This window comes from Tepidiforma sp. (assembly GCF_026419595.1).
Taxonomy (GTDB): domain Bacteria; phylum Chloroflexota; class Dehalococcoidia; order Tepidiformales; family Tepidiformaceae; genus Tepidiforma.
In genome coordinates this window covers 145,632-157,051 of record NZ_JANZZD010000004.1, presented here as the reverse complement: position 1 = coordinate 157,051, position 11,420 = coordinate 145,632, and the positions used below count along the sequence as shown (strand labels likewise).

Genomic DNA, 11,420 nt, shown 5'->3' with positions numbered 1-11,420 from the left:
TCCCTTTCTCCCTTTCTCCCTTTCTCCCTTTCTCCCTTTCTCCCTTTCTCCCTTTCTCCCTTTCTCCCTTTCTCCCTTTCTCCCTGCTCGCTTCTCCCTCCTCCCTTCTCGCTATACTCCGCGCGATGGCCGAGCCGGTGCTGTACGAGGAGCGCGACGGGATCGCGGTGGTGACGCTGAACCGCCCGGAGAAGCTGAACACGCTGAACGAGGCGGTCATCCAGGGGATCGCGGATGCGGTGGAGCGGGCGACGGCATCGGCGGCGGTCTCGGCAATCGTGCTGCGGGGGGCGGGGCGGGTGTTCACGGCAGGATACGACCTGAATCCCGGCGCCGGCGGCGTGCCCTGGCCGCGGCGGTTCGATGCGCCGCACCCGGAGCCGCGGCCCGGCGCCTGGGACCCGGTGCGCGACCTCCAGTTCATGGGCCACAACATGCGGCGGTTCATGACGCTCTGGGAGTGCCCGAAGCCGGTCATCGCGCAGGTCCACGGCTATGCGCTGGGCGGCGGGACGGACCTGCTGCTCTGCGCCGACCTGATCTTCATGGCGGAGGACGCGATCATCGGCTACCCGCCGTCGCGGATTTACGGGACGCCGACGACGATGCTCTGGGTCTACCGGCTGGGGCTGGAGCACGCGAAGCAGTTCCTGCTCTCGGGGGACCAGATCGACGCGGCGACGGCCTACCGGATCGGGCTCGTTTCACACGTGTACCCGGCGGAGGAGCTGGCGGAGCGGACGGAGGCGTACGCGCGGCGGTTCCGGAACATCCCGGCAAACCAGCTGGCGCTCAACAAGCTGCTCATCAACCAGGCGTTCGAGAACATGGGGCTGCGGACGACGCAGCTGCTGGGAACGCTGTTCGACGGCATCACGCGGCACACGGAGGAGGCGCTGCGCTGGGTGGAGAGCTTCCGGGAGCTGGGCTTCCGGGAGACGATCCGGCGGCGGGATGCGCCCTTCGGCGACTACGGCGAACGGCCGCGGGACGAGCGGGGCTGAATCCCGTCCGGCGGGTCAGTCGGCGAAGCGGACGACGGGGGAGGTTCGGCCCCAGAGCTCTTCGAGCCGGTAGTACTCGCGCTGGTCGGCGGTGAAGAGGTGGACGATGATGTCGCCGAAATCGAGGAGCACCCAGCCGGACTCGGGCGAGCCTTCGCGGTGGCGGAGCGGGATGCCCTTCGGGCCGAGGTCGCGCTCGAGGTATTCGACGAGGGCGTCGAACTGGAGTGGCGACTGCGCGGTGGCGATGACAAAGTAGTTGGTGAAGGTCGCCGTCCGCGAGATGTCGATGAGGGCGATATCGAGCGCTTTATGCTCGGAAAGCACATCGACGGCGCGCTGCGCGAGGGTCTCGGGACTCAGACGCGAACTCCTGCCCGCCGGTGCGGGCGAAAGGAATGGTAACACAGGTGACGCGACGCCCCCGGGTGGTGGTCGGGATGTCCGGCGGGGTGGACAGCTCCGTCGCGGCGGCGCTGCTCCTCGAGCAGGGCTACGACGTGGTGGGCGTCACGATGCGGCTGTGGACGGAGGAGCGGCCGGAGGAGTTCCGCGGCCACCAGCAATGCTGCAGCATCGAGGACATCGACGATGCGCGGCGGGTCGCCGGGCAGCTGGGCATCCGCCATTACGTGATGAACTTCGAGCGCGAGTTCCGCGAGCACGTCGTGGAGCGGTTCGTGGCCGAGTACGCGGCGGGGCGGACGCCGAACCCGTGCGTGCGCTGCAACGAGCACATCAAGTACCGCGCGCTGCTGGAGCGGCTGCCGGCGCTGGAGGCGGAGTACGTGGCGACCGGGCACTATGCGCGGGTCGTGTTCGACGCCGGCGCGGGGCAGTACCGGCTGCTGCGAGGGATCGACCCGGCGAAGGACCAGTCGTACGTGCTGTACATGCTGGGGCAGGAGCAGCTCCGGCGGCTGCTCCTGCCGGTCGGCGGGCTGACGAAGGACGAGGTGCGGGCGCACGCGGCGCGGCTGGGCCTCGACGTGGCGGCGAAGCCGGACAGCGTGGAGATCTGCTTCGTGCCGGGGAACGACTACCGGGCCTTCGTGGAGGCGCGGGTGCCGCAAGTGCCCGGGGAGCTGCGCGACGAGACCGGCCGGGTGATCGGGGAGCACCGGGGGATTGCGGCGTACACGATCGGGCAGCGGCGGGGGCTGGGGGTCGCGGCGGGCGAGCCGCGGTACGTGACGGGCATCGACGCGGCGCGGAACATCGTGACGATCGGGCCGGAGGAGGCGCTGTTCGCGGACACGGTGGAGGCGGCGGAGGTGACGTGGGTGGCCGGGGAGGCGCCGCCGCCGGGGACGCGGCTGGAGGCGAAGGCGCGCTACCGGGCGGAGCCGGCACCGGCGGTGCTGGAGGCGGCCGGGCCGGGCCGGGCCCTCCTGCGGTTCGAGAAGCGGCAGCGGGCGCTCACGCCGGGGCAGGCGATTGCGTTCTACCGGGGGGAAGAGGTGCTGGGCGGGGGCACGATCGAGGGAGTAGGGAGGAGGGAGGAGGGAGGAGGGAGTAGGGAGTAGGGAGTAGGGAGTAGGGAGAAGGGGAGAGAGGGAGAAGGGAGGAGCGATAACCTCCAACCTCCAACCTCCGGCGGCACGGGGCGGACGCCGTCTTGAAATGTTCATATGGCTGCGATACGGTCCGCGCATCCTTTGCCGGGAGGCGCGAGATGGATGAGCACGACATCGGCAGGCGGGTGAAAGAGGGCATCATCGGGGTCATCCGCGGGACGGGCGAGATCACCTCGGCGGCGGTGGAGACGGTCGCCGATACGGTGCAAACGATCGTCCGGGAGACGGGCGAGACCGGCGGGGCCGTCGCGAACCTCGCCATCAACGCGACGAAGGGCGCGATCGATGCGGTCGGCGAGGTGGTCGGGAAGGCCGTGACGACGGCCTCGAAGACGCTTTCGACGACGGTCGAGGCGGCGAGCGTCACGGCGACCTCGGTCGGGCATGCGGCGAAGGCAGCCGTCATCGGGACGGTCCGGGGGACCTCGGAAGCCGGGACGGAGACGGTTTCGGCGATTTCGCTGTCGGCGCGGAGCGCGGTGAGCGAGGCCTCGAAAGTCGGGGCCGATGTGACCGCGGCGGCGGTCGGCGCGGTGGAGGGGGCCATCGAGGCCGCGAAGAGCGCGACGATCACGGCCGAAGAGGCGGCGAGCGCGGCAGCCACCGGCGCCGTCGAAGCGGCCGGCGAGATCAGCGAAGCGGCGGCGGTGCGCGTCCGGCGCGCGGTCGAGGGAACGATCCAGGGCGTGAAGGTCGTCGTGAAGACGGCGATCGGCCGCGACGGCAGCGCGAAGCCGGAGGGCGGCCAGCAGCAGTAGCCCCCGGGGAAGGGGAAAGACTCCTCCCTGCTCCCTTCTCCCGCCTGTTACGCTGGGGGCATGGAGCTGCGGGTCGCGCACCTCTACCCGGAGGTGATGAACCTGTACGGCGACCGCGGGAACGCGATCGCCGTCCGTGCGCGGTGCGCGCGGCGGGGCATCCGCTGCGAGGTGCTGCCGGTGGACATCGGCGACCCGTTCGACCCCCTGGACGCGGACCTCGTGCTCATCGGCGGGGGACAGGACCGGGAGCAGCGGCGGGTTGCGCCGGACCTCGTCGAGCGGGGACCGGCGCTCCGGGAGGCGGTGGAGGGCGGGCTGCCGGTGCTGGCGGTCTGCGGCGGATTCCAGCTGTTCGGACACCGGTACATCGACCACGACGGGAGCGTCATCCCGGGCATCGGCGTCTTCGATGCGGAGACGCGGCACCCGGGGCCGGTGGCGGACCGGTGCATCGGCGATATCGTGGTCGAGACGCGCTTCGGCGAGGTGGCGGGGTTCGAAAACCACGGCGGGCGGACGTACCTCGCGCCGGGGCAGGAGCCGTTCGGGCGGGTGCGGCTCGGCTTCGGGAACAACGCGGAGGACGGCACGGAGGGGGCCATCCGGGGCAATGCGATCGGCACCTACCTGCACGGCAGCCTGCTGCCGAAGAACCCGGCGCTGGCGGATGCGCTCATCCTCGCCGGGCTGCGTCGGCGGTACGGCCCGGGGGCGGAGCTGCCGCCGCTCGATGACGCGGCGGAGGAGCGCGCGCACGCGGCGGCGGTCCGGGCGGCAGAGCGGCGGGCGCGGCGGCCGGGCCGGCCGGCCTGAACGGGGCCTTTCCGGGCAGCGGCGGGCCGGGCCTATCGCGTGGGGGCGGCCGGCGCTACCCTGTGCGCAGCTATGGGCGCCATCTCCCTCCCCTTCCTCGCCATCGTCATCGACATCAATCCCGTGATGGCCGAATTCGGGCCGTTCACGCTGACCTGGCACGGGCTGTTCACGGCTATCGGCATCCTCGCGGGCGTCACGCTTTCGGTCTGGCTGGCGAAGCGGGACGGCATCCCGGTGGAGGTGGCGCAGGAGATTGCGCTGGTCGGCGTGCCCTGCGCGATCGTCGGTGCGCGGCTGTTCTATGTGGTCGAGCACTGGGATCGCTTCCAGAACGACCTGCCGAGCATCGTGTTCGGCATCACGGAAGGCGGCATCACGCTCTACGGCGGGCTGGTGGGCGGCGTGCTCGGCGGGCTCATCTACGCCATCTGGCACAAGTGGCCGATCGGCATCGGGCTCGATGCGGCGGCGCCGGGGATGATCCTCGGACAGGGCATCGGGCGGATCGGCGACCTGATCAACGGGGAGCACATCGCGAAGCGGACGGACCTGCCGTGGGGGGTGAAGTACCTCCACCCGGACAGCCCGCAGTACCAGTACAACCTGCTGAACCAGGACCCGAACAACCCGCTGCGGCCGCTGGATACGTACGCGGTGCACCCGGTGGCGGGCGGCTACGAGCTGCTCGGCGACTTCATCATCCTGGGCATCCTGCTGTTCGTCTGCTACCGGGTGATCAAGGTGCCCGGGTGGGTGTTCTGCTCGTACGTGGCGATGTACGGGATCATGCGGTTCTTCCTCTCGTACTTCCGGGTCGATGAGCAGGTGATCGGCGGGGTGCCGGTGCCGCAGATCACGGCAGCGATCACGCTCGGCATCGCGGTCATCGCGGCGGGCATCCTCTACAAGAAGCCGGGGCCGATTACGCCGGAATACGCGATGCGGGTCTGGGGGCGGCTGCCGGAGGACATCGCGCCGCCGAAGGACGAGGGGCAGACGGGGGCCGGGGCGGCGGCGACCCGCGCCTGAGCAGCGGGCGATGCTCCGGGTGACGCTCTACCGCGGCCGGGCGTGCGGGCTCTGCGACCGGGCGGAGGTGCTGCTGGCGCGCATCGGCCGGCGGCTGCCGCTGGCGGTGGAGGCGGTGGACATCGCGAGCGACCCGGAGCTGGAGGCGAAGTACTTCCTCGAAATCCCGGTCATCGAAGCGGAGGGGCGGGTGATCGCGCAGGGGCGTATCGCGGAGCCGGCGCTCGCGGCGGAGCTGGAGGCGCTGCTGGCGGAGCGCCACGGCCCGTGAACGGCGAAGGGCGCCGGGCCAGTGACGGCGCCGGCGCCCCGGTGCGAGGCGTTCGCGGGAAGGGACGAATCAACGCTTCGGCGGCCGGGCCTCGCAGTAGTTCGCGCCGAAGAAGTGGCCGCCCCAGAGCGGCGCGACCGGACAGAGGTTGAGCGCGCCGGTCACGATGGGAACGAGCCCGAAGGCGGCGAGGGCGATGCCCGCCGGGCCGCCGACCGCGAAGAGGCCGGCGCCCACCAGGGATGCGCCGAAGGCGACGCGGAGGAGGCGGCCCGGCTTCGAGGCGACGAAACGGGGGAAGCGGCCGGGCCGGGGTTCGCTGACGGGTGCGGTGCGCTGCATGGCGGGACTCCTTTCGGGGATTCGGCGGTCAGTGGGCGAAGCGGACATCGGGCAGGACGCGGTCGGCCCAGCGGGGCAGCCACCAGGCGCGGCGCCCGACCATCGACATGACGGCGGGGACGAGGACGAGCCGGACGATGAAGGCATCGACGAGGACGGCGGTGCCGAGGATCAGGCCCATCTCCTTCATCGGGAGCGTGCCGGCGAGGGCGAAGGTGTAGAAGACGGCGATCATGACGCCGGCGGCGGCCACGATCGGCCGGCCGGTGTGGGCGAGCGAGCCTTCGATCGCCTCGTCGGGGTCGTTCGAGCGTTCGAAGTGCTCACGGGCCGAGGCGAGGAGGAAGACGGTGTAGTCCATCGAGATGGCGAACACGAGGGCGAAGAAGAAGAGCGGGGCCCAGGAGGTGAGGTAGCCCTGGCTTTCGAAGCCGAGCGGGCCGGCGAGCCAGCCGTGCTGGAAGGCGAGGGCGCCGACGCCGAAGGCCGCGCCGACGGAGAGGAGGTTGAAGACGACGCCGGCGAAGGCGATGAAGACGGCCTGGAGGGCGAAGAGGAGGAGCAGGAAGCCGAGGACGAGGACGATGCCGATGACGAGGGGCGCGGTGGAGCGGAGCGCCTGGTCGAGGTCGTAGTTCTCGGCGACCGGGCCGCCGACGAGCACCTGCGAGGGCAGACGGTCGCGCAGGGAGGCGACGACGCCCATGATCGCTTCGCTGGAGGGGTCGAAGGCCGTGATGGCGGTGATCAGGTGAGAGCCGCCGGCGCCGGGCTGGGGCGGATAGGTCATGGCGACGCCGGGCGTGGCGGCGACGGCCTCGGCAACGGCCGCCGGGTCGCCGTCGGCGGGGACGATGACCTGGATCGGGCCGGGCGCGCCGGGGCCCATGCGGGTCGCGAGCGCTTCGTAGCCTTCGCGGGCCTGCTCATCCTTTGGAAGCACGGAGATGGAGGGCATGCCGGTTTCGAGCCGGAGCAGCGGGGCGGAAAGCCCGAGGAGGAGGGCGACGGAGGCGAGGGCGAGGATGCCGCGGCGGCGCTGGACGCGGCGGGCGAAGGCGGCCCACCACGGGCTGCGGTGTTCGCCGACGGAGTGCCAGGGGAGGGCGAGGCGGTTGATCCAGGGGCCGATGGCGGCGGGCAGCAGCGTGAGCGCCGCGAGCAGGACGAAGGCCACGGCGAGCATCATGCCGGCGGCCATGGAGCGGAAGGCCGGGATCGGCACGAGGAGGATGGCAGAGAGGCTGATGAGGACGGTGAGGCCGGAGAAGAGGACGGCCTTGCCGGCGGTATCCATCGTGACGGCGACGGCGAGGAGGCGGTCGTTCGGGGTCGCGTGGATGGCGCCGCGGAAGCGGGAGACGATGAAGAGCGCGTAATCGATGCCCAGGGCGAGGGCGAACATGATGGCGAAGTTGAGCGTCCAGATGGAGAGGTCGGTGACGCGGGTGATGCCGTAGAGGACGCCCATGGCGGAGATGAGGCCGGCGGCGGTGAGCATGAGCGGGAGGCCGGCGGCGGCGAGGGAGCCGAAGGCGACGACGAGGATGAGGGCCGTGACCGGCCAGGTGAGCATCTCGGCCTTCATCATCCCTTCGCGGTTGACGGCGTTGAAATCGGCCCAGAAGGCGGGGGAGCCGGTGAGGGCGACGTGGACGTTCGGATCATCGAGGGCGCCGATATCGTCGGCGATGCGCTCGGCGGCGCGGACGGCCTCGGTGGGGCTCACGGTGGCGCCGGCCTGGATCATGACGGTGCGGCCATCGGGGCCGGGCTGGGGCGGGAGGGCGTGCCCGAGGGCAGGTTCGCCGGCGAAGACGGCCTGGGCAGCGGCGATTTTCGCGGCGAAGGCCGGGTCGTCGGCGGTCGCGGTATCGGACCAGATGACGACGACGGCGGACTGGGAGGAGAGGCCGCCGAATTCGCGTTCGATGACCTGGCGTGCGGCGAGGGAGTCGGAGCCTTCGACCTCCCACATGGCGCCGGAGAGGGCGTGTTCGAGCTTCGGGGCGAAGACGCCGAGGGCGCCGGCGAGGAGCACCCAGGCGAGGATGACGGGGAGGCGGCGGGCGGCCATCCAGCGGCCGACCCGGCCGAGTGGGCCGGGCCGCCAGTGTACCGGTTCATGACGATGCAGCGATGGTTGGTCCAAGGGGGTGCTCCTCCGCGGGTGGTGTGATGGGGTTTCGGGGTCAGCGGGTGGTCGAGAAGGCCCGTGCCTCGGCTTCGGCCTGTTCGCGCAGGCGTCCGCAGACGAGGTCGCAGAGGGTCGTGAGCGTCGGGTCCGTGACGCGGTAGAAGGCGGCCGTTCCTTCAGCGCGGCGGGCGACGATGCCGGCATCAGCGAGGATTTTGAGGTGCTTGCTGATGTTGGCCTGGCTCATCTCGAGGCGGTCGACGAGCTGGGAGACGTTGAGTTCGCCTTCGAGCATGAGGGTCCGCAGGATGGCGAGGCGGGTGGCATCACCGAGGATGCGGAAGCGTTCTGCGACGGGTTCGAGGAGGTGGGGCGGGACCATCTCGGCCATGGATCGAACTCTATCGCTATAGAGCGATGAAGCGCAAGGGGGCGGGCGGCTGTCGAAGCGGTGATTGGTGGCCGAAACATCATGTGACGGAGGAGAACGATGCGCGTGCTGCAGCCTGTGCTCCGCCTCGGGAAGCGGGGGCTCGCGAAGTTCTGGTCGTGGCCGTGGAAGGTCAAAGGGCCGGTGTTGGGGTTCGGGACCCTGTTCCTGCTGGTCGCCGCCACATCGGGCGGTGCCGAGAACCGGCAGGCGAACACCACGGACGGGGGTTCGGCAGCCGCCGCTCCCGCGGCCGCCGACCGGCAGGCGGACGCCACGTCGCTGGCAGCGAGCACGTCGCCGTCGCCCTCGCCGACCGCTACGCCAACCGCTGCGCCGGCGACGCCGACGCCGGTTGCACCGACCGCGACGCCCCAGCCTCCGACTCCGACGCCGACCGCGACGACACCGGCCACAGCACCGGCGACGCCGACCAGGGCCGCTGCAGCCCCGCCACCGCCGACATCCACGCCGACCCGTCCGGCGCCGACGAACACGCCCGTCCCGGCGCCCGCGATGAGCTGCACGCTCTCGGCGTCGGTGAGCGACCCGACTCCGCCGCAAAACGGGGACGTTACGCTGACGGCGGTCCTCTCCTGCACGGGCGGCTCGCCGGCCGGTGCGACGGTCACCTCGAGGTGGCGGTTCAAGTCGACGACGTCGAGCTGCGACACGACGACGGGCCCGGACGGAGTCGCGACCTGCAAGCGGAGCATCGGAGCGGCGACGAAGGGCTACACCGTCGTCATCGATGTGACGGCCACGAAGAACGGCATGACCTGGACGGCCTCGACCTCGTTCACACCGCGCTGAGCCGGCGCCGAGGGGGCGCATCGACAGGGCAGGACGGGCGTGCCACGATGGCGGCATCCTGTGCGGGGAGGTGCGCGCCATGGCGGGCGATGTCCGGGAGCAGTTCGGGCAGGCGGCCTCCGCCTACGCGACGTTCTCCTACCACGCGAGCGGGCCAGACCTGCCGGTCATCGTCGAGGCGGCCGGGCTGACGGGCGCGGAGACGGTGCTCGACCTCGGGACGGGCGCGGGCCACACCGCGATGGCCTGCGCGCGGCACGCGGCGCGGGTGGTCGCGGTCGACCTGACGCCGGAGATGCTGGCCGCGGCGGCGGACCTCGCCGCGAGCCGGCGCATCGGCACCATCGAGTTCCGCGAGGCGGACGCCGCACACCTGCCGTTCGAGGACGGGACGTTCGATGCCGTGACCTGCCGGGCGGCGGCGCACCACTTCGCGGACGTGCGGCGAGTCATCGACGAGGTGCGGAGGGTGTTGCGGCCGGGCGGGCGGTTCGTGCTCTCGGACACGGTGGCGCCGGAGGATGCGAAGGCGGATACGTTCCTGAACACGATCGAGTTCCTCCGCGACCCCTCGCACGTGCGGGACTACCGCGGCTCGGAGTGGCTGCGGATGCTGCGCGCGGGCGGGTTCGAGGCCGAGATGGTGCACCGGATGGTGCTGGCGCTCGACGGGGCGGACTGGGCGGCGCGGCAGCGGACGCCGCCGGAGAAGGTGGCGATGATCCGCCAGCTCTTCGCGGAGGCGACGCCGGCGCTCCGGGCCGCCTTCGAACTCCGCGATGCGCCGTGGGGGTTCGCCCAGCCGATCGCCGTCATTCGCGCGGTTCGGACGTAGCGGGGCAGCCTCAGACGCCGAGGATGACGGCCGCGGTGGTGAAGTAGATGGCGAGGCCGGCGACGTCGGCGACGGTGGTGATGAGGGGGCTGGAGGCGACGGCCGGGTCGAGCCGGAGCCGGCTGAGGAGGAAGGGGAGGACGGCGCCGACGAGGTTGGCGGTGATGACGATGAGGCACATCGCGATGCCGACGACGAGGCCGATTTCGGGGCCGCCGCGGAAGATGCCGAGGACGGAGGCGGCCGCGGCCATGCTGGCGCCGAGGGCGAGCCCGACCGCGAGTTCGCGGGCGAAGGCGCGGGCCCAGCCGCCGCGGTCGAATTCGCCGGTGGCGAGCGCGCGGACGACGAGCGTCGCGGACTGGGCGCCGGTATTGCCGCCGCTGTCGATGAGGAGCGGGATGAAGAAGGCGAGCGCGATGGTGCTCGCGAGCACGTCTTCGTAGGCGGCGATGACGGTGGAGGAGGCGAGGTTCAGCACGACGAGGCCGACGAGCCAGGGAACGCGCTTCCGGTAGAGCTGGAGGAGGCTGGCATCGCGGTAGCGCGTATCGAGCGGGGCGACGCCGCCGACCTTGTGGAAGTCTTCGGTCGCTTCTTCGCTGGCGATATCGAGGACGTCGTCGATGGTGACGATGCCGACGAGGGTGTTGTCGGAATCGACGACGGGGAGGGCGTGAAGGTCGGACTGGCGCATGAGGCGGACGGCTTCTTCGCGGTCGGCGAAGGCGGAGATGGCGACGTACTGGCCATCCATGAGGTCGGCGACACGCTGGCCGGGGCGGGCGGTGATGAAGCGGGCGAGTTCGAGCGCATCGAGGAGGCGCCACGAGCGGTCGACGACGTAGACGACGTTGACGGTCTCGGCGCGGCGGGCCATGGCGCGGATGTGGGCGAGGGCTTCTTCGACCGTCCATTCGGGGCGGACGGCGACGTAGTCGGGCGTCATGACGCGGCCGATGCTCTCCTCGGGGTAGCCGAGGAGAGCGCGGGCCTCGGCGAGGTCCTCGGCGGGGAGGAGGTTGAGGAGGTGCTGGGTGAGGGGGCCGGGCAGCTCTTCGAGGAGCGCGGTGCGGTCGTCCGGCCGGAGCGAGGCGAGGAGGCGGCGGGTGTCGCGGTCTTCGAGGCCTTCGATGAGGCGGCGGGCGCGGTGGACGCCGACCTGCGCGATGACGTTGGAGGCGCGGTCGCGGGGGAGGAGGCGGACGACGAGGGCCTGCTCGCGGCTGTCGAGCGCGTCGAGCAGGTCGGCGAGTTCGCCGGGGTTCCACTTTTCGAGTTCGGCGCGGAGGCCGAACCAGTCGCGGCGGTCGATCAGGCGGCGGACGTCGTCGATGACGATGGCCTGGGTCACGGGGAACCTCCTCGGGTGCTGGGGCGGCTGCGCGCCGGGCCAGCCTGGCCG

General features: G+C 71.5%; 13 protein-coding genes. 8 read left to right on the top strand and 5 right to left on the bottom strand.

Annotated elements, in window-relative coordinates; all coding sequences use genetic code 11:
* Positions 1-125 precede the first annotated feature (125 nt).
* Positions 126-1,004, top strand: a complete 879-nt coding sequence (locus N2041_RS03900; RefSeq protein ID WP_297676012.1) for a crotonase/enoyl-CoA hydratase family protein — start codon at positions 126-128, stop codon at positions 1,002-1,004.
* 15 nt (positions 1,005-1,019) lie between these two features.
* Here the strand turns inward: N2041_RS03900 and rsfS are convergent, their stop codons facing one another.
* Positions 1,020-1,412 (bottom strand): ribosome silencing factor, encoded by a 393-nt coding sequence (gene rsfS / locus N2041_RS03895; protein ID WP_297676010.1) that lies wholly within the window; start codon positions 1,410-1,412, stop codon positions 1,020-1,022.
* Between rsfS and mnmA the strand changes: the two genes are divergently transcribed.
* The 5 genes from mnmA to N2041_RS03870 all read left to right on the top strand — a co-directional run bounded on the left by mnmA (position 1,403) and on the right by N2041_RS03870 (position 5,458).
* Positions 1,403-2,530 (top strand): tRNA 2-thiouridine(34) synthase MnmA, encoded by a 1,128-nt coding sequence (gene mnmA, locus N2041_RS03890; RefSeq protein ID WP_367187681.1) that lies wholly within the window; start codon positions 1,403-1,405, stop codon positions 2,528-2,530. The two genes, rsfS and mnmA, sit on opposite strands and share 10 nt — an antisense overlap.
* A gap of 149 nt (positions 2,531-2,679) precedes the next feature.
* Entirely contained in the window at positions 2,680-3,339 is a 660-nt protein-coding gene (locus tag N2041_RS03885) for a hypothetical protein (RefSeq protein WP_297676007.1), read from the top strand.
* A 60-nt stretch (positions 3,340-3,399) separates the two neighbouring features.
* Entirely contained in the window at positions 3,400-4,155 is a 756-nt protein-coding gene (locus N2041_RS03880; protein WP_297676006.1) for a hypothetical protein, read from the top strand.
* A 72-nt stretch (positions 4,156-4,227) separates the two neighbouring features.
* Positions 4,228-5,187, top strand: coding sequence for a prolipoprotein diacylglyceryl transferase (gene lgt, locus N2041_RS03875; RefSeq protein WP_297676004.1), 960 nt, complete (start codon positions 4,228-4,230; stop codon positions 5,185-5,187).
* A 10-nt stretch (positions 5,188-5,197) separates the two neighbouring features.
* Positions 5,198-5,458, top strand: a complete 261-nt coding sequence (locus tag N2041_RS03870) for a glutaredoxin family protein (protein ID WP_297676002.1) — start codon at positions 5,198-5,200, stop codon at positions 5,456-5,458.
* Positions 5,459-5,527: 69 nt separating this feature from the next.
* Here the strand turns inward: N2041_RS03870 and N2041_RS03865 are convergent, their stop codons facing one another.
* From N2041_RS03865 to N2041_RS03855, 3 genes are all read right to left on the bottom strand, one after another.
* Positions 5,528-5,800, bottom strand: a complete 273-nt coding sequence (locus N2041_RS03865) for a DUF2892 domain-containing protein (RefSeq protein ID WP_297676000.1) — start codon at positions 5,798-5,800, stop codon at positions 5,528-5,530.
* A gap of 28 nt (positions 5,801-5,828) precedes the next feature.
* Positions 5,829-7,877: an MMPL family transporter gene (locus tag N2041_RS03860; RefSeq protein WP_297675998.1), complete on the bottom strand. Its 2,049-nt coding sequence runs from the start codon at positions 7,875-7,877 to the stop codon at positions 5,829-5,831.
* Positions 7,878-7,992: 115 nt separating this feature from the next.
* Positions 7,993-8,328, bottom strand: a complete 336-nt coding sequence (locus N2041_RS03855; RefSeq protein ID WP_297675996.1) for a helix-turn-helix transcriptional regulator — start codon at positions 8,326-8,328, stop codon at positions 7,993-7,995.
* A 105-nt stretch (positions 8,329-8,433) separates the two neighbouring features.
* Here N2041_RS03855 and N2041_RS03850 point away from each other — a divergent pair, with 105 nt between their 5' ends.
* Both N2041_RS03850 and N2041_RS03845 read left to right on the top strand, forming a co-directional pair.
* Positions 8,434-9,180 carry a hypothetical protein gene (locus N2041_RS03850; RefSeq protein ID WP_297675994.1) on the top strand — a complete coding sequence of 249 codons (747 nt, stop codon included), beginning with the start codon at positions 8,434-8,436 and terminating at the stop codon, positions 9,178-9,180.
* A 79-nt stretch (positions 9,181-9,259) separates the two neighbouring features.
* Positions 9,260-10,015, top strand: coding sequence for a class I SAM-dependent methyltransferase (locus N2041_RS03845; RefSeq protein WP_297675992.1), 756 nt, complete (start codon positions 9,260-9,262; stop codon positions 10,013-10,015).
* A gap of 10 nt (positions 10,016-10,025) precedes the next feature.
* Here N2041_RS03845 and mgtE read toward each other — a convergent pair whose 3' ends face one another.
* Entirely contained in the window at positions 10,026-11,369 is a 1,344-nt protein-coding gene (gene mgtE / locus N2041_RS03840; RefSeq protein WP_297675990.1) for a magnesium transporter, read from the bottom strand.
* Positions 11,370-11,420 lie beyond the last annotated feature (51 nt).

Coding starts and splice junctions, on each gene's coding strand:
- N2041_RS03855 (WP_297675996.1), bottom strand. CDS start 8,328: ATGGCCGAGATGGTCCCGCCCCACCTCCTCGAACCCGTCGCAGAACGC.
- N2041_RS03845 (WP_297675992.1), top strand. CDS start 9,260: ATGGCGGGCGATGTCCGGGAGCAGTTCGGGCAGGCGGCCTCCGCCTAC.
- N2041_RS03885 (WP_297676007.1), top strand. CDS start 2,680: ATGGATGAGCACGACATCGGCAGGCGGGTGAAAGAGGGCATCATCGGG.
- N2041_RS03900 (WP_297676012.1), top strand. CDS start 126: ATGGCCGAGCCGGTGCTGTACGAGGAGCGCGACGGGATCGCGGTGGTG.
- N2041_RS03865 (WP_297676000.1), bottom strand. CDS start 5,800: ATGCAGCGCACCGCACCCGTCAGCGAACCCCGGCCCGGCCGCTTCCCC.
- lgt (WP_297676004.1), top strand. CDS start 4,228: ATGGGCGCCATCTCCCTCCCCTTCCTCGCCATCGTCATCGACATCAAT.
- N2041_RS03870 (WP_297676002.1), top strand. CDS start 5,198: ATGCTCCGGGTGACGCTCTACCGCGGCCGGGCGTGCGGGCTCTGCGAC.
- N2041_RS03860 (WP_297675998.1), bottom strand. CDS start 7,877: ATGGCCGCCCGCCGCCTCCCCGTCATCCTCGCCTGGGTGCTCCTCGCC.
- mnmA (WP_367187681.1), top strand. CDS start 1,403: ATGGTAACACAGGTGACGCGACGCCCCCGGGTGGTGGTCGGGATGTCC.
- N2041_RS03880 (WP_297676006.1), top strand. CDS start 3,400: ATGGAGCTGCGGGTCGCGCACCTCTACCCGGAGGTGATGAACCTGTAC.